The sequence below is a fragment of the Streptomyces sp. MBT65 genome, assembly GCF_016612545.1.
Taxonomy (GTDB): domain Bacteria; phylum Actinomycetota; class Actinomycetes; order Streptomycetales; family Streptomycetaceae; genus Streptomyces.
The window spans coordinates 1-22,199 of sequence record NZ_JAENRY010000139.1 but is presented as its reverse complement, the minus strand read 5'-3'; the positions used below and the strand labels follow the sequence as shown (position 1 = coordinate 22,199).

Here is a 22,199-nt window from a genome sequence, read left to right as displayed (position 1 = left end):
GGCCGCGCCGCTCCGCGCCGGGTCAGCTTGTCGCGCGCACCGCGTCACGGATCAGGTCGGCGACCTCCTTGGGCCGGGACACCGCCACGGCGTGCGAGGCACCTTCGAGTTCGACGATGGTGGCCCCGGCCCGCTTCGCGCCGAAGCGTTCGACCTCGGGGTTGATCGCCTCGTCCGCCCCGGCGACGAGCGCCCAGGCCGGCTTGGTCTTCCACGCGGCTGCTGCGGCCGTCTCCTCGAACGCCCCGGCGGCCAGGGGGCGTTGGGCCGCCGCGAGGATCTTGGTGACGTCCGCGGGCACATCGGCGGCGAACACCGACGGGAAGGCGTCCTCGGTGATGGTGACCTCGACGGCCGGGTCGCCGCCCGGGAGCGGGTAGGTCCACTGCTTGAGGTTGCTGACGAGTGGCGAGAGCGGGAAGCGCCCCTGCAACTCGCCGAGGCTCTCACCCTCATCGAGGGCGTAGGCCGCCACGTAGACCAGACCGACCACGTTGTCCGCGGTTCCGGCCACGGTGATCAGCGCACCGCCGTAGGAATGGCCGACGAGGACGACCGGGCCGTCTATCTGCGACGCCACGGACGCGATGTACGCGGCGTCCGACGCCAGGCCGCGCAGCGGGTTCGACGGCGCGAGCACGGGGATGCCGTGGCCTTGCAGCTCCGCGATGACACCGGACCAACTGCCGGCGTCCGCGAAGGCGCCGTGCACGAGGAGGACGGTGGGAGTGGGGGACATGGGGGGCTCTCTTTCCGGATGTCTCAGCGGCCGTGGAGCGCGGTGCGCAGGGTGTCTGTGGCCATGGTGATGGCGGCCTGGGCCGCGTGGGTCTCGCGCAGGGCGTTCAGCATCACGAAGTCGTGGATGATGCCCTGGAAGCGGACCGCGGTGACGGGGACGCCGGCCTCGCGGAGCTTGTTGGCGTAGGCCTCGCCCTCGTCGCGCAGGACGTCGGCCTCACCGGTGATGACGAGGGCCGGGGGCAGGCCGGTGAGCTGGTCGGTCGTGGCGCGGAGCGGGGACGCGGTGATCTGCGCGCGCTCGGCCTCGTCGGTCGTGTACTGGTCCCAGAACCACTGCATGCCGTCACGACGCAGGAAGTAGCCCTCCGCGAACTGGTGGTACGAGCCCGTGTCGAAGCTCGCGTCGGTGACCGGGTAGAACAGCACCTGCTGGAGGAGCGGGACGTCGCCGCGCTCCTTGGCCATGAGGGTCAGTGCGGCGGTCATGTTGCCGCCGACCGAGTCGCCGGCCACGGCGACGCGGCCGGCATCGAGGCCCTTGGCCGTGCCCTCCCGTACGACCCACTGGGCGACCGTGTAGTTCTGCTCGATCGCGACCGGGTAGCGGGCCTCGGGCGAGAGGTCGTACTCGGGGAAGACCACGGCGGCGTTCGCGCCGACGGCGAGTTCGCGCACCAGGCGGTCGTGGGTGTGGGCGTTGCCGAAGACCCAGCCGGCGCCGTGGATGTAGATGATCACGGGCAGCGTGCCGGTGGCTCCGGCCGGGCGGACGATACGGGCCTTGACCTGCCCGGTCGGCCCGCCGGAGACGGTGATCCACTCCTCGTCGACCGCGGGCTTCGCGATGTCGCCGGACTGGACCTCGTCGACGGCCTTGCGGCCCTCCGCCGGGGCGAGGTCGAAGAGGTACGGCGGGTTGGCGGTCGCCTCGGCGAAGGCGGCTGCCGCCGGTTCCAGCACCGGCTGGACCGGTTCGACGGCGTCAGACATGTGGTTCTCCTCGTTTTCGGATGAGATCTGCGGGGACCTCGGTCAGGACGTTAGAACCGGAGGATCGGTGGGCATTGCGCGTCAGTGCACGGGAACTGGTCCGGCAGCGCACAGGAACCGACCCGGCGGTGCGCCTGAGGGATGCCCTGCGTTGTCGGACGCGAACTGCCGCGGAAATCACGGCTGTTCCCTCCGCAAGCGGCTGCTGAAAGCGCGTCAGCCGTCCGGCCCCTGCCCGCGAAACTGCGCCGGGGACATGCCGTACGCCTTGCGGAAGGCGTGGCTGAAGTGGGCGGGGCTGACGAATCCCCACCGGGCTGCCACGGTGGCTATGGTCCGGTCGGCCGCTGTGGGACGGGCGAGTTCGGCTCTGCACGATTCGAGCCGGCGCCGGCGTATCCAGCCGCCGACCGTCGTGTCGTGCTCGTGGAAGAGCTTGTGCAGATAGCGCAGGGAGACGCCGTGGGCGTCGGCGAGGGCTTGGGGGGAGAGTTCGGCCTCGCCGAGGCGGGTCTCGATGGTGGCCTTGACGCGGTCGAACAGTGTGGCCGCCCGCGCTTCGGCGGGTTCTGTGGTGGCCAGTCGATCCGCGGCCAAGGTGGCGAGGAGGTCGGCGACGGCGCGGGCGAGCTCCTCGCGGGCGGCAGGTGCGGACACGCCGATCTCCCGTGCCAGACCGGACAGGAGCGGGAGCAGCAACGTGGCCGGTCCCTCGGGCGCGTCGCCGATGACTTTCGCGGTGACCCGGCGTATTTCTGCCTCGCCCAGCCTCAGTAACGGGCGCGGAACCATCAGGACCCGCGCCCGCTGGTGCTCCGGCAGGACGAGGTCGAACGGCCGGCTCGCGTCGTAGAAGGCCAGGACTCCGGGGCACAGGTCCGTCGAGCGGCCGTCCTGGAACAGCCGGGCGTGGCCGTCGAGTTGCAGACGGGCGAACACGTGGTCGTGGCCGTCGGCCGCCACACCCCGCGGAGTCCGGACGACCCGCACGGCGTCGGACTCCTCTGTCGAGATCTGAAGCGTGCCCAGTCGCAGCACCTGGAGGGAGCCCCGCCAGGACTCCGGGTCCGAACGAGCGACCAGGTCGAGACTGCCGTAGGCCCTCGACATGGCCTGTATGCACGACGACAGCCCGTGCAGGGCGGTCAGGTGGCCCGGCACCAGTCCTCCTCCGCGAAGCGCCGGGCCTGTTCGTCCCGCAGCCAGTCGGTCGGGGAGGTGCCGTACTCGCGGCGGAAAGCCCGTCCGAAGTGCGCGGTGCCGCTGAATCCCCAGCGCCGGGCGACGCTGCCCACGCTCACGGCGCCGGTCAGTTCTCTGCGGCACTCCTGGAGCCGGAGCCCGCGGATCCAGCGGCCGACCGTCGTGCCCTCCTGCTCGAACAGCCGGTGCAGATAGCGCGCCGAGATGCCGTGGGCCCGGGCGATGAGCGCGGGTGTGAGGTCCGGTTCCGCCAGGTGCCAGCGGATGAACCTCTGGACGCGCAACAGGAGTACCCGGTCGGCGCCGGGCTGGTCGGCCGCCTCCACGCCCAGTTGTTGCGCCGCGGTTGCGGCCAGCAGGCCCACGGCACTCTCGGCCAGCCGTTCGGCGACCGGCCCGGAGTAGGACTCGGACGTGTCCGCGAGACGCGACATGAAGGGTGAGAGCAGGGCGGCGAGCCCGCCCACCGGACGCAGGGCCCGCGCCGTGATGCGTCCCAGGGCCGCCTCCGGCTGGCCGAGGAGACATCGTGGTACGGCGAAGATCTTCAGCTGGAACCGCTGTGGAAACCGCGTGCGGAACGGGCGGACGGTCTCGAAGAACGCGATGTCGCCGGGACGGAGTTCCGTGGACCGGCCGTCCTGTTCGACCTGGGCCGTGCCGGTGCTCTGTACGGCGACGAGCACCTGTCCGCCGTCGCCGCGGGCGACGAAGCGTGGGGTCCGGTGGACCTCGCCCGGATCGCAGTCGACCGTGGTGATCTGGAGTTCGCCGAGCCGGTCCGTACGCATCGTGGCGTCGTACGTGCCGCTCTCTGTGGCGATGTCCATACCCACCAGCGTGGCGAGCACGGCATCGTGCCAGAACTCCAGACTTTCGCCGATCGGTACGGAACTCGTGGAGAGCACCTGGCCGGGTCGCCTCACCGTGGGGTCGTTTCCTGTGAAGGAATCGTAGAGGGCTGACATACCCGTCAGGATGCCTTCGGCCAGGGGGCGGACGCATCAGTCGGTCGACTGGTCCTCGCCACGCAGCATGTCGCGCAGAAAGTCGACGCCCTGCCGCACGGCCGCGCGCGTCGGCGGACTGTCACGCAGTGCGGCCAGCGAGGCGAAGTCGTGCACCGTGCCCAGGAACCGGGTCGACGTCACCTCGACCCCGGCCAGGCGCAGCCGGTCCGCGTACTGCTCCCCCTCGTCCCGCGTCACATCGGCCTCCGCCGTGATCAGCAGGGCCGTCGGCAGCCCCGCCAGCTCCGCCGGGGCGGCGCGCAACGGAGACGCGGTCGGCCGGGTCAGGTCCCGGGGATCGTCGCTGTACTGCCGCCAGTACCCGCGCAGGGCCTCCCGGGTGAGCAGATACCCCTCGGCGAACTGCCGTTGGGAGGCGCTGGCGCAGCGTGCGTCGGTGATCGGGTAGTACAGCAGTTGGGCACGGATCCTCGGGCCGCCGCGCGACTTCGCCAGCATGGTGAGCGCGATGGCCAGGGTGGCGCCGGCGCAGTCCCCGGCCACCGCCAGCCGGCCGGTGTCCAGCTCCAGTTCGGCCGCGTGGCGGACGGCCCAGACCATGAGGGCGTAGCACTCCTCGACGGCCACCGGGTAGCGGGCCTCGGGGGCGCGGCTGTACTCGGGTACGACGGCGACCACTCCCGCGCCGAGCACGAGCTCGCTGATGAGCCGGGAGTGGGTGTGCGCGTCTCCCAGCATCCACCGGCCGCCGTGGACGTAGAAGAGGACGGGAAGCGGCCTTCGTACTCCGCGCGGCCGGAAGATCCAGAAGCCGACCAGCCCGGACGGTCCCACGGGTGACACCTGGAAGGAGGCGTCCACCGCGAAGTCCTCCACCCGGTGGACCTGGGACTCCGTCAGGGCCTGCCGGCCGGCGGCCGGCGACAGCTCGTGGAGAAAGGGCGGTGCCGAGGACGCCTCGACCAGGCGTTGCACCAGCGGATCGAGCGTCAGGGAGGAGGGGTGCCGTCCGTCCGGTTCCATGCGATGGCCGCCTCTCGCCCGTCACTTCTCGCACACGAGGAGATCGCGCAGCTGGTGGCGGCTGCTGATGCCGAGTTTTGGATAGACGTTGTAGAGGTGCGAGCCCACGGTACGTGGCGACAGGAACAGCTGTTCGCCGATCTCGCGGTTGGACAGGCCGTCCGCGGCCAGCCGGACGATCTGCCGTTGCTGGGCGGTCAGTTCGACCAGCGGATGCGTCGATGCGGGAGCCTCGGCCACCCCGCTTGCGCGCAGCTCGCCGCGGGCCGACTCGGCGAGGTGCCCGGCGCCGAGCCGGGTGGCCGTTTCCAGTACGACGGTCAGCTGGGCGCGGGCATCCAGCGGCCTCCTGCGTCGGCGCAGCCAGATCGCGTAGTCCAGGCGGGCCCGAGCCCGTTCCAGGGGCCAGCGGGCCGCCTCCGGATTGACCACGGCCAGCTGGAAGTGGTGCTCGGGGTCCGCGTCGTCGTCGACCAGTGCAGCCGCGTGGTGCATGAGCAGCGTCATCCGGGTCGTCGGGCGGGCGCCCTGGCTTTGCCGGACCCGCGCGAGAACGTGCGCCGCCTCCCGTTGCCGGCCCGTGCGATGGGCGGCGACGGCCAGTTCGGCGACGCAGCGGGGCGAGAGGAAGGGGTCGAGGGGATCGCCGTCGTCCGCGAAGAGCGTTCGCAGGTGCCGGAAGGCGTCGTCCCCGTCCCCCAGAACCATGGCCGTCAGACCGCAGGCCCGCAGCATCCGGGCATGTGTGGCGCGGTTCTCGTGCAGGCTGACGGAGCGCCAGTTCGGGCCGGCGAACCGGGTGCCCGGCACACTCTCGCCGCGCAACGCGCGCAGGGTCGTCCCCAGGGCTTCGAGATCCAGTTCGACGCGGGTCCACCGATGGACGGCGGCGTACGAGAGCCCCTCCTCGATCAGGGACTCGGCCTCGGCCCAGCGGCCCAGATCCAGGAGCGTGTCCACCTGGGCCGCCACGGTCCAGGCGAGCGGGCCCAACGCGCCTTGGGCGCGCAGGCGCTCGCCCGCCTGCCGGAACTGTTCCGCGCACAGGTCCGACTCGTCGGTGTAGTGGGCGAGCGAGGCCGTCGTGAGCAGGTGGGCCGACCGGCTCAGACCGGTCGTGGTCGAGGCGAGGGCCTTCAGGGAGGTGAGCACGTCGGTGTGTTGCCCGCCGTCCTCGGACGCCCGGTCGAGGAAGATGCCCAACTGCCGCCAGTGCTGGGGGAGTCCGGACTGACGGGCGATGCCCGTCGCGACGGCCGCCAGGGCGAGGGCCGGCTCGGCGTCGCTCTCAGGCGTGAGCCGCGCCGCCCCCAGCAGGAGGTCGAACGCCTCTCGCTGGAACGACAGCAACGACAGCGCCCCACCCATGGCGCAGGCGGCAGCCGTCGGTTCCGGGTCCCGGCTCACCCGGCCTGGCGCCGAGTACAACTCGCGTACCCAGGCCGGGTCTCCGAGGGCACTCGCGGCGGTGAGCGCCGCGGTGAGACGGCGGGCACGGTCGTCGTCGCGGGGGCTGAGGAGCGCGGCCCGCTCCAGTGCGTGGGCCGCGGTGAAGCGGTCGCCCCGCTCGGAGGCGGCTTCCAGGGCCGCGGCCACGGACTCGTCCGGACCGACCGCGGCCGCGGCCAGGTGCGAAGGTCCGTGGACGGACACGGCCGCCAGATCCCGGTGGGCCCGCCGGCGCAGCTGCGCGGGCTGCCGGTGGTAGGCGGCCGTTCGCGTCAGCGGGTTGCCGAAGGCGAGCCGGCCCTCGGCGACGGTGATCAGTCCGGCCGCCTCCGCCGGGGCCCACACCCGCAGGTCGTCGGAACCCAACCCGGCCATGACGGTGCCGAGTTGCTCCTGCGGCAGGGCGGTCGCCGCGTACAGCAGGGCGTGCCGGGTTTCTTCCGGAAGCGCGTCCAGCCGCGCCGCGAACATCTGCTGGACACCCCAGGTCCGTTCCCCGGCACGGCTGAGCTCGATGATCGCCAGCGGATTGCCCTCCGCCTGCCGGAGCAACTCCAGCCTGGCCCGTCCGGTGGGCGCACCGGGCTGCGCGTCGAGCAGCCGGGCGGCCGCCCGCGGGGACAGGGGGCCCAGGGACAGTACGGCGAGGTCCGAGGGGATGCCTGGAGGGGGAGCCTCACCGCGTGCCGAGAGGAGCACGGTGACGGAGGTGTCGGTGAGCCGTCGTGCCACGAAGGACAGGACGGCCAGGGAGCCGCGGTCGCAGTCCTGGAGGTCGTCGACGCTCAGCAGGACCGGAGCGGTCCGCGCGAGACGGTCCAAGAGGGTCAGTACCGCGGTGGGCAGGACCGTTCCCGCCTGCGGCACGTCGTCCGCCGTCGGTGCGAAGAGGGCGTGCAGTGCCCGCTGCTGGGGAGCCGGAAGGGCGTCGAGCTCGTCCCGCACGGGAAGCAGAAGCTGGTGCAGACAGGCGTACGGCTGCTGCGCCTCCGACGAGCAGGCACGCGCCGACAGGACACGGGCCCCTCGCTGTTGGGCCTGCCGGCCGGCGATCCGGAGCAGCCGGGTCTTGCCGGTGCCGGTGTCCCCCAGGACCAGGAGGGACCGCGGCCCGTCCACGCTCCACAGGATCCGCTCGACCTCCGCTTCCACACCCACTGCCGTACTCCCGATCACTGTGCACACCCGGAGACCGGATGCTGTCAGGGGTGCGACGACCACCGCTTCTGTCATGTGACCAGTCATGCGCGGCGGGCCTGGCAGGATGGGATGTGAGCGGTGGGGAGATACGGAACTTGACGGACGTCGGCGACTTCGGTGCCGAGCACGAACACGGGCCGACGATCCTCGGCCGGGATCGTGAGATCTCACGGATCACGCGGCTGGTCGACGCGGTCGACGGCGGTGGCCCCAAGGTGCTGGTGCTGACCGGTGAGCCGGGGGCGGGAAAGAGCACCCTGGTCGACCGGGCCGCCCTGCTGGCAGCGGACCGCGGTCGACGCGTGATGAGGGTTCGGGGCTGCGAGGGGGAGCAGGACCTCGGCTTCGCCGGGGTGCATCAGCTGCTGCGTCCCGTGCTCAGCAGCGTCGACCGGCTTCCCGCGCGTCAGCGCGACGCCCTGCGCCACGCGTTCGGCATGGACCAGGCCGACGCATCACCGGCCCCCGAACCGCTGTTGATCAGAACCGCGGTGCTGACGCTGCTCTCGGACGCGGCGGCGGAGCGTCCGCTGCTGATCGCCGTCGACGACGCCCAGTGGCTGGACGTCGGCTCGCTGGACGTGCTCGCCTTCGTCGCCCGGCGGCTCGACGAGGAACCCGCCGCCCTGCTGCTCGCGGCACGCGACGAAGAGGTGCCGGTGCGCTTCGACCGTGACTTCCCGCATCTGACGGCCGGTCCGCTGGACCGGGCATCGGCCGGGCTCCTGCTGGACCGGCAGCCGCAGCCACCCCGGGGCCGGGTCCGTTCACGGATTCTCAACGAGGCAGCCGGGAACCCGCTCGCCCTCATCGAACTCGCGCGGGCCTTCGCCAGGGATCCGGACGGCGGTAACCTCGGTCCATTCGATTCGCTGCCACTCACCGCTCGCCTTGAACACCTGTTCGCCGTCGACCTGCCCACGCTGCCACCCACGACCCGGCGAGCCCTGCTCCTGGTGGCCGCCGCGGGCACCGCACAGCTCTCGGACGTACCGCAAGCGGGCGGACCGGAAGTCTGGGAACCCGCCGAGCAGGCGGGGCTCGTACGCCTCGACGGCGGCCGGGCAAGGCTCCGCCACCCCCTGGTCCGCTCCGCCGTGTACCAGGCCGCCTCCTTCGCCGAACGCCGCGACGCCCACCTCACCCTCGCCGCCGCGTTCGCGCACGAACCCGATCGCCGTGCCTGGCACCTTGCCGCCGCCGCGCTCGGCCCGGACGAAGACGTCGCCCGCGCCCTGGCCGAGAGCGCGGAACGCCTCCAGCACCGCGGTGGCCACGCGGCCGCGGCGACCGCCCTCGAACGCGCCGCCGAACTCACCCCCGATCCGCAGGAGCGCGCCCGCCGGCTGCTCGCTGCGGCCACCTCCGCCATGTACGCAGGGCACCCGCAGTGGGTGGAGGAGATCGCGGGCCGCGTCGACGGACTCACGGACGACCCCCAGCTCCTGGCCGAGGCATCCCTGCGGGCCGGCTGGTCCCTGGCCGTCACCCTGCGGCACGACGACTCCCTGGCCTTCCTGCTCCCCGTGGCCGAATCCATGGCCGCCCCCGCGCCGGCCCTGGCTCTGAGCGCCCTGGGTACCGCGGCGACCCCGGCGTACAACTCGGGTGACCCCCGCTACCGGCACGACATCCAGCGGATCGACGGTCTCATCGCCCGGCAGCCGGACGAGACCGACCGCGTCTGGCCGCAGGCGGCCGCCCGACCGTTCACGGACCGGCAGCAAACCCTGAAGAGCCTGCACCACGCCGTCGACGCCCTGCCGGACGGCTCCCTGACCGGCCTCGTCTCACTCGGCGGCGCGGCCTGGATCCTGGACGAGACCGACGAAGCCGTACGCCTGCTCGACCGGGCCATGGACCAACTGCGCCGGGCCGCCACGGCCGGCGCCAACTGCACCGTCGCGCAGGCCCTGGCCCTGGCGCACTTCGAGAGCGGAGCCTGGAGCGCGGCGCAGGCCGCCGCCGAGGAGGCCCTCTGGATGGCCACGGAGGCGGGCGCGGACAACGTCATCGTGGGATCGCCCCTCCTCCAGGCCACCCTGCGCGCCGTTCGCGGGGACCACGCGGGCGCGCGGGCGCAGGTGGACGACGCCGTCCGAGGCCGGGACCTGCGCAAGTCGCGCAGCCTGTACGTGCGTCACCGGCACGCGCTCGCCCTGGCCGCTCTGGCAGAGGGCGACCACGAGACGGCGTACGGCCAACTCCGCCGCGCCTTCACCCAGGACGCCCGCCCAGTCCCCGTCCATTACCACGCGTCCCTCTACTGCCTGGCCGATCTCGCGGCCGCGGCCGTCCGGGCCGGACAGGCGGACGACGCCCGCGCCGTGCTCCACGCCGCCGAGCGGACCCTGGAGCAGCATCGCTCCGTCCGTCTGGCCGCGGTCGTGCACCGCGCCTCGGCACTGCTGAGCGATGCCGACGACGCGGAGTCCCGTTTCCGTGCGGCGATCGGCGACCAGGCAGGCGCCCGCTGGCCCTTCGAACACGCCCTCGCCCACCTCGACTTCGCCGAGTGGCTACGGCGCCGCCGGCGTACCGCCGAAGCACGTCCCCTCCTCGGCACGGCCCTCGACATCTTCGAACGACTGGACGCACGCCCCTGGGCCGAGCGCACCGCTGCGGAACTCCGCGCGGCGGGCGTGGCCGTGGCCCCTCCCGCCGTTCACGACGTCCTGGCCGACCTGACGCCGCAGGAGTTGCAGATCGCCGAACTGGCAGCGGAAGGTCTGACGAACCGGGACATCGGCACTCGGCTCTACCTCTCTCACCGCACCGTCGGCTTCCACCTGCACAAGATCTTCCCCAAGCTCGGCATCACCGGCCGCGCCCAACTGCGCGACATCCTCGACGGCGTCCGGCGGCCGGAGTGACGTCGGGTGCCGGATCGCTGAGGCCGGGAGTACCCGCGAGCGACGGCTGATCGCGTTCGGCCGCGCTCGGTTCGCCACGGTCCAGTCGGACCTGGGTGCCGCGCGGGCCTGCGAAGGGCGGAGGGCCGTAGGGTCTCCACGTACTACCACGCGGCCCACAGCACGCCGCCACCGGGCGCCTTGCTGGTCTTCAGCTCCGTACTCGGCGTGGACGTGCCCGGTGCCGGTGATGCCGTGGGTGAGGGGTGTTGCCCGCGATGCTGTCGCCCTGGCCGCCCAGCCGCATGACTCGTTTCGGACCGGCAGGGCGCACTGGCGTCGGGAGCGCGGGCCGCCCGGGAAGTGCTGAACGATCCGGCGCGTGGCTCGGCCACGTCGGCAGGCGGCCGGCGGAGGATCAGAGCGCGTGAGGAGCACCTTCGAAGCGGACAGCACGGACACGCTGGTGACGGTGTCGCTCGAGCCGGTGCGATGGGGATGTATGCGCTACGGGTGGGATCTCGGTTGGCTGCGGTGGCCTCGAGACTGGACGGGGCGACGGGCGCTCCTGGGCCCGTCGGTGTTCTTGGCGGCGGCTCGGGTGATGTTGCGGGCCATGCCGCCGAAGACGACTGCGTGGAAGGGCGAGACGGACCACCAGTAGACGTGGCCGAGCAGCCCGCGGGGGTGGAACAGGGCGCGCTGGCGGTAACGGGTGCGGCCCTCGGTATCCGTCTCGCAGTACATCTCCAGCCAGGCCAGGCCCGGGAGGCGCATCTCGGCCCGTAGCCGCAGGAGCCGTCCGCGCTCGATCTCCTCGACCCGCCAGAAGTCGAGCGAGTCGCCGACCCGAAGGTGCTGGGCGTCACGCCGGCCGCGGCGCAGGCCGACCCCGCCGACGAACCGGTCCATCCAGCCCCGGACCGCCCAGGCCAGGGGGAAGGAGTACCAGCCGTTGTCGCCGCCGATGCCCTCGATCACCTTCCACAACGCCTGCCCCGACGCGTCGACCGACGTCCGCCGTTCGTCCTGGTAGAGGCTGCCGCCCGCCCAGTCCGGGTCCGTGGGCAGCGGGTCGCTGGGTGCCCCCGGGACGGAGGCCGACGACCAGCGGGTGACCACCTGTGCCTCCCGTACGCGCTGGAGTGCCAGGGCGAGCGCCTGGTCGAAGGGCAGTGGCCGGCCCGGCTGGTCGGGCAGGTAGCGGGCGATGTCGTGCTCGCGGCAGACGACCTCGTGGCGCAGGGACTCCGTGAGGGGTCGGGCGATGGAGGCGGGCACGGGCGTGACGAGACCGACCCAGTGGCTGGACAGCCTGGGCGTCAGGATCGGTACGGGCACGATGAGCCGTCGGCGCAGTCCGGCGACGAGGGCGTAGCGGCGCATCATCTCGCGGTAGGTGAGGACGTCCGGCCCGCCGATGTCGAACGTCCGGTTGACGTCGTCCGGCATGGTCGCGGAGCCGACGAGGTAGCGCAGCACGTCGCGCACCGCGATGGGCTGGGTGCGGGTGTGCACCCAGCTCGGGGTGACCATCACCGGCAGTCGCTCGGTGAGGTAGCGGAGCATCTCGAAGGAGGCCGATCCGGAGCCGATGACGACAGCGGCCCGCAGTACGGTGGCGGGCACCGGCGCTTCCAGGAAGATCCGCCCGACCTCGGCCCGGGACCGCAGGTGGGGGGAGAGGGAGTTTTCGGGAACGTCCTTCGGGGTGAGTCCGCCGAGATAGACGATCCGTCGTACACCGGCGGCCCGTGCCTGCTCGGCGAAGACGTGCGCGGCGCGGCGGTCGGTGTCCTCGAACCCGGCGCCGGTTCCGAGGGCGTGCACCAGGTAGTAGGCGACGTCGATGCCGCGCATGGCTGCGGCGACCGACGCGGGGTCCGTGACGTCCCCGCGAACCGTCTCGGCGTCGCCGGCCCAGGGATGGTCACGGAGGCTGTCCGGTGAACGGGCCAGACAGCGCACCCGGTGGCCTGCCTTCAGCAGTTCCGGTACCAGGCGTCCGCCGACGTAGCCGGACGCTCCGGTGACCAGACAGTGCAGCCGTTCGGGCCCGCGGCCGCCGTGTCCCTCGGCGGCGTCGGTCGCGTTCCGCAGTCCGTCCGCGCTCACTGTGCTGCCTCCACGCGCTTGCTCCGACGCTGTTGCCTCGTCGTCCGATCATCTCCGCAACGGGGTGACCGTGCCCGTCGGGGCGTCGCGGCCCGACCTCGCTGCGTGCCGCGCCACGGCCGAGTTCCTGCTGTTCGGGACTGGTGTCGCCGCGTGGTGTGTCGGTTTCGAAGCGGAGGGTGGAGAGCTGGAGGAGGTCGACGGCGACGGCGGAGGCGAGTTTGTGTGCGGCGTCGAGGGTGCCGTGGGGCGGTTCGCGATGGCCGACGCCGGGCTGCCGGGCGGGGGCGGGGCTCGGAGTGGCCCTGTTTGGCCTGTGTGTGCGGCCTGCTCGGCCGGGTAGCCTCGGCCGAGCATGCCGCACACATTGCCCGCGGCCTGATCAAACGGTCAGGGTGCCGGCGACGATTCCTCGAACTCGCCGGTGCGGCGCCGGGCTTCAGGAATTCTGCAGGTATGCCGCCAACTTGCCGATGAGCCGGGCGGCGTCGTCCAGGCCGCGGGCCGTCTCGCCCAGGTCGCCGGCGAGGAGCTTCTGCAAGGCTTGCCCTGCTTCCGGGCCCTCCTGCCTGCCGGGGGTGTCGGACCAGGGGCCGGGGACGGTCGTACCCCGGTATCCGACGGGGTCGCCGCCGACCGGGGCGCGGTAGCCGGTGAAGTCGGCGGCGCCGTGCGCCGGCCCGGCGGCGGACTCGGCGGTCAGGAACTGGACCCGGGAGAGCTGGGTCTGCTCGGAGCCGTGGTTGTCGGTGATGCTCAGGCGGTAGTGGGCGTAGGACGCGGGGGAGACGACGGAGTACTCCTTCGTCTCGTATCGCTGCCTGAAGTGTTCGCGGGTGCGGGAGTCCACGGTCGTCCAGTGACCGCCGTCGTGCGATCCCTGGAGTTCCCACTCCTCCGGATCCCGGTCGGGGGCGTCGTTCGCCGAGGTCAGCCGGTAAACGGTGATGGCGGCAGGGTGCGCAAGGGCGAAGTCCAGCACGGCGGACTCACCGTCCCCCAGCCATTTGCTCCGGGACTTGCTGAGCAGGTTCACCGCGACCTCGCCCGCCGCGTCGAACTCGTCGCTCGCTTCGACGCCGACGACCGTACGCGTGATGTCCCGCAGTTCACCGGTGGGTTTCCGCACGTCAGGCCTGTCGGCGGAGCTCAGGACGACAGAGGCGCTGGCGCCTCGCCGATCGGTCCAGGACACGCGCTCCACGGGCGCCCCTCCGTCCTCGAGCAGCAACCGCAACTCGCCGGAAGGCGACCAGGTGCCGTCATGCCCCTCCTCGGTGGAGAACCGGTGCAGCCGGGCCGTCGTCGTGCCCTCGGGGTAGGCCCAGCGGTCGGCGAGCGAACCGCGGTACTCGGTCACCGCGCCGTCGGCGGTCCTGCGGTGCCCCAGGAAACCGGTCAGGTCCGCGCGCAGCCCGATCGCCGCCTCCGAGCCGTCCGCCCCGCGCCACGCGAGGTGCGCCGGCACGGCACGCTCGCCCATGTCGATGTGGACGAGCAGTCGGGGCGCGGGCTGCCAGGCGGTGGCGCCGGGGGCACGGACCTCGGCACTGAAGGCGATGACGGACCGGTTGGCGGCCCGGGCCGCCCTGGCACGCTCCGCCTTGTCCCGTTCGTGCGCGGGGACCACGGTGACGGCGCGCAGCCGCAGCAGTGTGTCCGAGCCCTCCGGGCTGCGCACCTCGAGAACGTTGGCACCGGTGGCCAGCAGTTCCCCCGGTGCGCTGAGGACGATGTCCTGCGGGTCGCTGTGCGCCCCGCCCGTCGGTATCGCCAACTCCTCCGCGAGGGCCTTGCCGTTGAGCAGGACGTCCATCGGAGCGCTCGTACCGAGAACGGTCACCGTGACGACGGCCTCGTCGTTCTCCTCCCGCCCGTCGACCGTGAAGTCCACCTTGATGTGACCGCCGGCACCCAGCGCCAGGTGTGAGGAAGCGACGCCGCAGCGGTGGTGGGTGACCACGGCGTTCGAGAGCTGGGCCGGGTCGGTGGAGAAGTCGGCGAATACGGGTTCCATGCGTGTCCCTACGTCGTTCGGGGCGTACCGGGGTCACCGGTCGCGATGTGCGTGGCGCGGCCTTGCGGCCCGCGACGCCTGCAAAACGTACCGCCGGCCACTGACAACAGACCTCGCACGCCCATGAGTTGAACCACGATGAGTATCAACAGGGCCGTCAAGTACGGCAGTTGCCTGGATGTCGCCGGTGTGGATTCCCGTGACGATGAGAGTCGCGTGTCGAGGGGGGCGTACGCGTTGTACGCGGCGCTCACGGAAATCTCGCGGCCGGTAGGGCATTGCCCGGGCGGAAGCCTCGCGGAGGCTGATCCCGGTGCGGGTAGGGCGGCGTCCGCTCGCAGCGGCAGTTCGGAACTCCGTGGGCGCGGGTGTGATCGGGAACGGGTCACTCGCGCACGGCGGGCTCAGCTGAAGACGGAGGGCCCGGGTGACTGGTCGGGGTTCGACGTACAGGTGACGGAGATGCCGAAGATGATCATTTTCGGCGAACCCTTGTGGAAGTCCAGGCTGTCGCCGACGGCGCCGGTGGAGTTGGTCATGGCGGAGGGCGCGAAGGGCGGCGTCGTGGCGGCGATGATCACGGCCGTGACTGCCACACCTGTACGAGAGGCTGCGGTTCCGATCAGTGACGTGTGGTGCCCGGTGCGCCAGACGTGTGCAGGCGGAGGGTGCACGATGTGTCAGCGCCCGTCCTGTGCGAGATCGTCTGTCTCTGCTCTGAAGTGCCCGTCCCGTCACCGCAGTTGGAGGTCCGTGGTGCGCGACGAGCGCGAACGTCGTCAGCGTTCCCCTGGCCCCTGACGTCGTGACACCGCTCCGGCAATGCGTGCAGCGCGCGCTCGCGGACTGCGTGGCGTAGACCTGGCATCGCCGGACGTCGCGTTCGACTCGGCGAGCGTGCAAGTGTCCGGTGTCCCTGCCGCTGAACCCTGTCGACGGCCCCGACTCGGGCGTTCCCTGCCGGGGCGTGGTGATCGGGCACCGGATCGTGGTGGGGGAGAGCAGCGAAGGCCGAGTTCGCCGATGGGGCTACCGGCTCGCTGTGAGGGACGAGCCGGCAGACGGTGGTGTCGACGGTCTCGTAGGCGGCCGCGAGCCGGGCGAAGGGATGCCGCGTCGACGGTCGGTGTGGCAGAGCTGCCGGAATCAGCGGCTTTCGGCCAGTGCGCCCCCCCGGACGCCCTGCCGCCCGGGGCTTGTCACGGTGTGCCGTCCGCCGTTGCCGTCCCGGCCGTCGTCGCTTCGTCGTCGTGGGGTTCCGCCGCGTGCGGGATCAGGCGCCGGTGCACGGTCAAGTTCTCGACGCGGTACGACAGTTCGGTGGACTTGATGTCGGGGCGGGGGTGGTAGCTGCCGGCGCAGACGGAGAGGTTGACGATGAGGTAGGCGTGCCAGTTGGAGCCGACGCCCCGGCCGTCGGCGAAGACCTGGGTGCCGTTGAGTGTCCAGACGACGCTACGGCGGCCGAAGGTCACTCCGAGGTCGACGACGGCGCCCGGACTCACCGCCGGATGGTGGAGGTAGGTGTGTCCTTCGCGGACGTGGTTGCTGAGTTCGAGCAGGTCCGGGTTGTCGGGGTGGTACTCGAAGACGTCGACCTCGTTGCCTCCGTCGCGCCAGGTCCAGATCCCTGGCCAGGCACCGAGCCCGGTGGGCAGTTGGACGCGGGCCTGGAGCCGGTCGCCGGTGCGGACCATGAAGGCCTCGTCGCTTCCCTCGGTGGTCAGCAGTCCGGTGCTCCACAAACCGTCGGTCCTGCGGGTGGCGCGGAACGTACCGGTGCGGGAGTAGGCCGGATCGGAGGTGAGGTGGTCCAGCTTGTTGTCGCCCGGGTTGGTGGGACCGCCGTCGGGATAGGCCCAGGAACGGCCTGCCACCCATTGGCTGGTGGAGGTGAAATCGGCTGTGAAGACGACATCGCTCACATACGGCTCCCTGGGTGGGGTGGGGTTGAGGTGGGGGCAAGGCGTCGGCTGCCGCAGTGCTGCCCGGTACGGCGGCCCGCCATGCGGTGGCCGGCTGAGCGCGGGGAAGCTTCGCACGTGCAGGTGACGGGTCGGCTGTCCGTGTCCGAACGCGCACATGGCGCACGAACATGTTCGCCCGACATATGCCCGCCCCCGCCCCGGTCCCTGTCCCTGTCCCTGTCCCTGCCCGGACGTAGAGACATCGGCTGTCCGGCGGCGGCAAGAAAGCCGGTCTCGCCCGGTGGTGTCACGGCAGGGTTCGCATCGTCGTAAGGGCTCTCTCCGGTCCGCATCCAAAAGCGCGTCCGGCGTGGAAACGGAGGCGGCATGCGCGCTCGTGGTCCTCCTGCACCGGGACCGACGGGCGGCGCTTCCCCCGAGACTCTCCGGCTACGGCGACGAAGGGTCCCGGCACAATGGAAGACAGGTTGGCGGAAGGCCATGCGCCATGAAACCCTCCGTCGCCGGGTGTCCCGGCCCGCGGGAACGGCTGGGTGCTGCCGTGTTCGCCCGTATCGCCGGACCGGACGGCCCGCGCAACCGTGCCAGGATCCACGACACCCCCGGCCCGCTCTGGTTCGGCCCGGAGCAGCCTGTCCGTCGCGTGCACGGTGACGCCTCGATGTTCATCGGCGGTCTGTCCGCCCTGCTCCTCCAGTCGCTGCATCCGTTGGCCATGGCGGCCGTGTCCGCCCACTCCGGATTCCGCGGTGACCCCTGGGGCCGACTGCAACGGACGAGCACCTTCCTGGCCACGACGACATACGGCACCGCCGACCAGGCACAGCGGGCCTGTGACCAGGTCCGGGCCGTGCACGAGAGGGTGCGGGGCGAGACCGACCGGGGTGAGCCGTACCACGCCTCCGATCCGCACCTGCTCCGCTGGGTCAACATCGCCGAGGTGGACAGCTTCCCGCGGGCCCACCAGCGCTACGGGGCGCGTCCTTTGACGGATGCGGAGTACGACGGCTGTGTCGAGAACACCGCCAAGGTCGCCCTCGCGCTTGGGGTGCTCGATCCGCCGCGCAGCCGGGCCGAGTTGGCCGAGCACCTTTCCGCGTACCGCCCGGAGCTGGCAGCGACCCCGCAGGCACGCGACACCGCACGCGTCCTCCTCCTGAACCCGCCGCTGCCTCTCGCGGCCCGTCTCCCTTACGGTGCGCTCGCCGCCAACGCGGTCTCGCTCCTGCCGCGTTGGGCAGTACGGAAGCTACGACTGCCCCGGCTCGCGGCGGTGGACACGCTCTGTGTGCGCCCGCTCGGCTCCGCCCTCGCCTCGATGATCCGGTGGGCGCCGGCACCCGCGCCACGTTCGGCGAGCGCATGAGGCAGCGGCCGGCTCCGCCGCACGCTGAGCGGACTCGGCAGGCCTCTTAACGCGTGCCCGTCTGCTGACCCGGTTCCTTCTCGGCCGGAGCACCCGTTCAAGCGGGCAGCGTGTCCTCGACAAGGTCTGCGGCGCGCGAGGTGTCGCCCTCGGCGGGGGCGTCGGCCTGCAACTGCCTGGAACGGGCGATGCGTTGTGGATCGGCGACGAGGCCGTTCAGCGCCGCGCGGAGGGTCTGGCCGCACCCGCCCATGTCGGCGTGGGTGACGAAGGCGTCAGCCTGGTCGAGTCCGGAGTACGACGTGCCGGCCGGGCAGGTCGCCGAAGGCCGTGACGCACGGGCGGTGGAACGCGGGCCGGTTCGCCTCTGCCACCGACTGGTGCTCATACGAACCGACCCGGACCCCCGACTCCCGGAACGGGCCGTGAAGGCAGCAGTCCTGGTGGCTGCCTCGGGCGCCTTCTCCCTACGTCGGAATGAGGCTGTGTGATCAGCCCGTTCCACCGGACGCAGGCAGGGCGGGGGTCGCACCCCAAGTGGCACGAACGGCCGTCCGGCTCTGAGCGAGCCGGACGGCCGTAGCCAAGCGCATGGCGTCTTGACGGTGTGTCTCCGCAGCGCGGTCGTACGGGGATCGCCTGGTGGATCAGGCGGTGACGAGTGTGAGGCCGTAGGTGCTGAGGATTTCGTTGACCGGCTGGAACCAGGTCTGGCCGCCGCTGGTGCAGTTGCCCCAGCCGCCGGAGGTCACGCCCTGGGCCTGGTCGCCGGTGATGAACGAGCCGCCGGAGTCGCCGGGTTCGGCGCAGACGCTGGTGCCGGTCAGCTGGTAGACCGATCCCTGGCTGTAGTTGACGGTCTCGTTCTGGGTGAGGACGGTGCCGCAGTGCCAGTGGGTCGTCGAGCCGGAGCGGCACACCGACGAGCCGACCGGCGCCACCGCAGAGCCGCGGACCAGGACGTCGCTGACGGTGCCCCAGCCGAGCACGACCGGGACGGTCCACCAGCCGTTGCCGATCCGGATGTACGAGTAGTCGTTGCCCGGGAACGACGAGCCGGCGAAGGTACCCATCGCCGAGCCGTCCCAGCCGACCACGGAACTGCCGGGCGTTCCGCAGTGTCCGGCGCTGACGAAGCCGCCGACCACGGAGAATCCTATGGAGCAGCGGGTGTTGCCGTTGATGTAGTACGGGTCGCCACCGACGGTGCCCGCGGCGAAGGTCTGCGGCTTCTGCGCCGTGGTGACGCTGTTGACGGTGAGCAGCCCGGACTTGCGCGCGGGTGCCAGGAACTTCGTTACGGCCGCGCTGTGTTCGGCTCCCTTGCTGACCTCCGCCACGACCGTGCTGGTGCGGGGGTCGACGTGCCAGCTGCGGACGGCCGAGGGGGCGCCGTCCGTCCTGGCAACGTTGTCGAGTGCCGTTTTCGTGGCGTCGAGGGTGTGTGCGCTGTGCGTGACCCGTACGACGGTGGCGCCGGTGGACCGTACGGAATCGGCCGCTGCGCCACCGGTGTCGGTGAGTCCGACGACGAGGGTGCCGTGGGCCGTGTCGTACCAGGAACCGCCGAAGGTCTGCCCAGCCGCCCGTTCGGCGCGAGGTGCGAGCTTCGTGGCGGCGGCTTCCCGCGCCAGCCGGGTGCGGGCCTGCGACGCGGTCAGTCCGAGGTCCCGCTGGAGAGCGGTGGTCAGACCGGGGGAGAGGGCCTGGGGCGAGGTCGGCTGCGACGGCGATGCGGCGGCAGGTGTCAGACCCAGGGCTCCGGTGCCCAGGACCAGCAGGGCGGACAGGCCCAGGCAGAGTTTCGTGGGGCTTCGCATGGAGCGCTCCTTCATTTCCTTGTGGGGCGGGAAAGGCGTGGATCGGTGGGGCGACGGTCTCCGGAGTGCGGTCTGTGGTGTGCTCATGTCAGCCGTCGGGGTGGGTCAGACGAGCCGCCAGAGGTGGTCGGAGGTGCCGTTGTCGTTCCACTGCGTCACCTGGGCGCCGTTGGCCTGGGATGCGCCGTCGACGGCCATGAGCTTGCCGCTGTGCACGTTGACGATCTTCATCCAGCCGTCGCCGTTGTCGACGCACCTCCAGAGATGGTCTTGGGTGCCGTTGTCGTTGTACTGCTGGACGTGGGCGCCGTCGGCTGTGCTCTGGTCGTGGACGGCGAGCAGTTTGCCGCTGTTGCGGTTGTAGATCTTGACGGTGCCGTCGCCGTTGTCGACCACGGTCCACTGGTGGTCGGCGGTGCCGTTGTCCTCGTACTGGGTGACCTCGGCGCTGTCGGCGAGGGACATGCCGCTGACGGCGAGCAGCTTGCCGGAGTTCCTGTTCTGGATACGTTTCCAAGAGGCGGAGTCGCTCGCCGGGGCGTTCAGCAGGGCGAGGACACCGCCGATCACGGGGCGGTCGGCGAAGCCCCGCTGGGCTCCGGTGGCGACGACGTACCAGTCGGTGAAGGGCACCCGCGAAGGCGTGCTGTTCGCGAAGCCGTAGACCCCGTTGATCAGCATGGTGCGGGTGTCGGGGTGGTCGGCCAGCCAGGCCGCGGTCCACATCTCCCAGTCGGTCTTGGTGTAGTCGTTGCGCGGGTCCAGCAGCACGCCGTAGGTGCCCGCCTTGGACAGGTACCAGGCGGCTTCCTGCGCGGCCACTCCGGTGGGCACCAGGTCGACGCCCAGCAGACGGTCGGCGTAGCCGTTGTACTTCAGGCTCCAGGTGCCGTCCTGGTCGTAGGCGAGTTTCAGGTGGGTGCCGGAGGAGTCCTGGGCGAGGGTGACCCACCGGCTGATGTAGCCGCGGGCGAGGGCCTCGTAGTGCGTGGCGTCGGAGGAGTTGGACGCGGCCTTGGCGACCACGCTCATCGCGCCGACGCCGATGATGCCCTTGAGCGCGAGGTTGGCGCTGTGCGCGATCCAGCCGGTGAAGTCGTCGGTCTGGTTCTGGTTCTCCGGGTCGAGGGTGTTGGCCACCAGGTACTCGGCCCACTGGCGCAGGATCGCGTAGTGCGCGGTGGCGAAGGATGCCGCGTCGGCCGCCGGAAGGCGCTGGGCCACGGCCGCCGCCATGATCAGCATGTTGGCGGACTCCTCGATCGGCATGGCCTCCTCGTCGCCGTCCAGGTGCCCGGTCGCGTTCGGGTAGCTGGAGCCGAGGTCGTGCTCGGCGTAGGGCTTGGGCCAGCCCGCCCGCTCCGCGTAGTCGAAGTGCGGTTCGAGGAGCAGCCGCAGATACGCGGGCGAGAGGTGCAGATAGGCGGGGGACGCCGGGTAGAGGACGTCGACGGTGGAGAAGTTGCCGTTGGAGGAGATCTCCTTGAGCATTGCCCAGGGCGAGCCGTTCCGGTCGACGAGTTCCGTCCCGGCCACGGCCTGACGCACCGCCAGGGCGCAGACGGCGGCGTAGCGTTCGCCGGTGTCACCGCCGCCCGCGGCACTGACGGCGTCGTCGTGGACGGCCTTGTCGAAGGCGACGGCGGCGGACAGGGCGGCGGCGCGGTTGCCCTCGAACCAGTCGAGCATCGCGGTCCACGAGCTCCAGTAGTGCGTCCACCACGGGTTCAGGCGGGCGCCGAGATAGCTCACCGCCGGGGTGCGCACATGGCCGACGACGATCCGGAACTCCGCCGACGGCGCGGACGCGGTGACGGTGCCCAGGTTCTGGTTGAGGCCCAGCACGGGCCAGCGGTCGTTGATCGCGCGGGGCTGGGCGGTGTCGGAGGTGCCGGCCAGGGCTCCGTTCGCGGCGGACGCCGCCCGTACGACGGTGTCCTGGCCGATCTGCCAGGTCAGCCCGCCCACGGTGGGGGCGGCCAGCACCAGTGAACCCCACGACGCCTGGTCGTTGTGCTCGGCCAGCACCGCCGGGGAGGCCGGTTGGCAGGTCAGAGCGGTCATGCTGCCGGTCGCCTGCTTGGCCCAGGTGACCTGGGTGGAGCTGTCGCCGTGCACCCACTCGGCGGAGGCGTCGATGTGCACGTCCACGGTGTGGCTGGCCCCATCGCTGCTCGCGGCCTGGACGCTGATGTAGCTCAGCGGCACGCACTGGCGTTGCAGGTTGCCGAGGTCCACGGGGGAGAAGAAGGTGACCGTCAGTGTGACGCCGCCCCCGGTGAGCGTGAAGATCGACCGGGTGGCTGTGAGCTGCAACGACGTCTGCGTCATCGTGCCGAGTGCCGGCCCGCCGGGCAGCGCCGGGGCGCCCAGGAACACGTAGGGCGTGCCGTCGATCCGGGCGATGCCGGCCAGCGCGGTGATCCGCCCGTTCCAGAAGGTGGGCCAGGTGCCGGCCAAGGTGTCCCCGGCCAGCCAAGTGGTCAGGTACGGGGACCGCACGGCGAGGGGGTGGGCGGGC

Annotated in this window: 14 protein-coding genes and 1 pseudogene; 2 read left to right on the top strand and 13 right to left on the bottom strand. The window is 71.7% G+C overall.

Annotated elements, in window-relative coordinates:
• Window positions 1–22: 22 nt before the first annotated feature.
• The 6 genes from JHN63_RS28670 to JHN63_RS28645 form a co-directional block, all read right to left on the bottom strand.
• A complete protein-coding gene (locus JHN63_RS28670) occupies window positions 23–739 on the bottom strand; it encodes an alpha/beta fold hydrolase (RefSeq protein WP_200685996.1) in 717 nt (238 codons plus the stop codon).
• 23 nt (window positions 740–762) lie between these two features.
• Window positions 763–1,734: an alpha/beta hydrolase gene (locus JHN63_RS28665; RefSeq protein ID WP_200685994.1), complete on the bottom strand. Its 972-nt coding sequence runs from the start codon at window positions 1,732–1,734 to the stop codon at window positions 763–765.
• Window positions 1,735–1,950: 216 nt separating this feature from the next.
• Window positions 1,951–2,895 (bottom strand): helix-turn-helix domain-containing protein, encoded by a 945-nt coding sequence (locus tag JHN63_RS28660; protein ID WP_200685992.1) that lies wholly within the window; start codon window positions 2,893–2,895, stop codon window positions 1,951–1,953.
• Window positions 2,880–3,905 carry a helix-turn-helix domain-containing protein gene (locus JHN63_RS28655; protein ID WP_200685990.1) on the bottom strand — a complete coding sequence of 342 codons (1,026 nt, stop codon included), beginning with the start codon at window positions 3,903–3,905 and terminating at the stop codon, window positions 2,880–2,882. The genes JHN63_RS28660 and JHN63_RS28655 overlap by 16 nt, the downstream gene beginning before the upstream one ends.
• 36 nt (window positions 3,906–3,941) lie before the next feature.
• Window positions 3,942–4,931: an alpha/beta hydrolase gene (locus tag JHN63_RS28650; RefSeq protein WP_200685988.1), complete on the bottom strand. Its 990-nt coding sequence runs from the start codon at window positions 4,929–4,931 to the stop codon at window positions 3,942–3,944.
• 21 nt (window positions 4,932–4,952) lie between these two features.
• On the bottom strand, window positions 4,953–7,538 hold the full coding sequence (locus tag JHN63_RS28645) for a LuxR family transcriptional regulator (RefSeq protein ID WP_200685986.1): 2,586 nt from the start codon (window positions 7,536–7,538) through the stop codon (window positions 4,953–4,955).
• Between the two features lie 137 nt (window positions 7,539–7,675).
• Here JHN63_RS28645 and JHN63_RS28640 point away from each other — a divergent pair, with 137 nt between their 5' ends.
• Window positions 7,676–10,453, top strand: coding sequence for an AAA family ATPase (locus JHN63_RS28640; RefSeq protein ID WP_234477853.1), 2,778 nt, complete (start codon window positions 7,676–7,678; stop codon window positions 10,451–10,453).
• Window positions 10,454–10,939: 486 nt separating this feature from the next.
• On the opposite strand, the gene JHN63_RS28635 is transcribed toward JHN63_RS28640, so the two are convergent.
• The 4 genes from JHN63_RS28635 to JHN63_RS28620 form a co-directional block, all read right to left on the bottom strand.
• On the bottom strand, window positions 10,940–12,532 hold the full coding sequence (locus JHN63_RS28635) for an SDR family oxidoreductase (RefSeq protein ID WP_200686017.1): 1,593 nt from the start codon (window positions 12,530–12,532) through the stop codon (window positions 10,940–10,942).
• A 454-nt stretch (window positions 12,533–12,986) separates the two neighbouring features.
• Complete coding sequence (locus JHN63_RS28630) at window positions 12,987–14,564, bottom strand: alpha-1,2-mannosidase (RefSeq protein ID WP_200685984.1); 1,578 nt, start codon at window positions 14,562–14,564, stop codon at window positions 12,987–12,989.
• A gap of 404 nt (window positions 14,565–14,968) precedes the next feature.
• Window positions 14,969–15,160, bottom strand: a complete 192-nt coding sequence (locus JHN63_RS28625; RefSeq protein ID WP_200685982.1) for a hypothetical protein — start codon at window positions 15,158–15,160, stop codon at window positions 14,969–14,971.
• A gap of 603 nt (window positions 15,161–15,763) precedes the next feature.
• Window positions 15,764–16,489, bottom strand: coding sequence for a beta-glucanase (locus tag JHN63_RS28620; protein WP_307782007.1), 726 nt, complete (start codon window positions 16,487–16,489; stop codon window positions 15,764–15,766).
• Window positions 16,490–16,979: 490 nt separating this feature from the next.
• Between JHN63_RS28620 and JHN63_RS28615 the strand changes: the two genes are divergently transcribed.
• Window positions 16,980–17,858, top strand: a complete 879-nt coding sequence (locus JHN63_RS28615; RefSeq protein WP_200685980.1) for an oxygenase MpaB family protein — start codon at window positions 16,980–16,982, stop codon at window positions 17,856–17,858.
• Window positions 17,859–17,955: 97 nt separating this feature from the next.
• On the opposite strand, the pseudogene JHN63_RS28610 reads toward JHN63_RS28615, so the two are convergent.
• From JHN63_RS28610 to JHN63_RS28600, 3 genes and pseudogenes are all read right to left on the bottom strand, one after another.
• Window positions 17,956–18,229, bottom strand: a pseudogene (locus tag JHN63_RS28610) (hypothetical protein); the annotation flags it as partial.
• Window positions 18,230–18,505: 276 nt separating this feature from the next.
• Complete coding sequence (locus JHN63_RS28605) at window positions 18,506–19,678, bottom strand: alpha-lytic protease prodomain-containing protein (RefSeq protein WP_200685978.1); 1,173 nt, start codon at window positions 19,676–19,678, stop codon at window positions 18,506–18,508.
• A gap of 105 nt (window positions 19,679–19,783) precedes the next feature.
• The coding region (locus tag JHN63_RS28600; RefSeq protein ID WP_200685976.1) for a glutaminase domain-containing protein at window positions 19,784–22,199 on the bottom strand (2,416 nt) is incomplete at its 5' end.

What these genes read in the sequence shown, in the direction of transcription:
- JHN63_RS28670 (WP_200685996.1), bottom strand. Translation starts at nt 739, where the DNA reads ATGTCCCCCACTCCCACCGTCCTCCTCGTGCACGGCGCCTTCGCGGAC.
- JHN63_RS28665 (WP_200685994.1), bottom strand. Translation starts at nt 1,734, where the DNA reads ATGTCTGACGCCGTCGAACCGGTCCAGCCGGTGCTGGAACCGGCGGCA.
- JHN63_RS28655 (WP_200685990.1), bottom strand. Translation starts at nt 3,905, where the DNA reads ATGTCAGCCCTCTACGATTCCTTCACAGGAAACGACCCCACGGTGAGG.
- JHN63_RS28650 (WP_200685988.1), bottom strand. Translation starts at nt 4,931, where the DNA reads ATGGAACCGGACGGACGGCACCCCTCCTCCCTGACGCTCGATCCGCTG.
- JHN63_RS28630 (WP_200685984.1), bottom strand. Translation starts at nt 14,564, where the DNA reads ATGGAACCCGTATTCGCCGACTTCTCCACCGACCCGGCCCAGCTCTCG.
- JHN63_RS28615 (WP_200685980.1), top strand. Translation starts at nt 16,980, where the DNA reads ATGAAACCCTCCGTCGCCGGGTGTCCCGGCCCGCGGGAACGGCTGGGT.
- JHN63_RS28605 (WP_200685978.1), bottom strand. Translation starts at nt 19,678, where the DNA reads ATGCGAAGCCCCACGAAACTCTGCCTGGGCCTGTCCGCCCTGCTGGTC.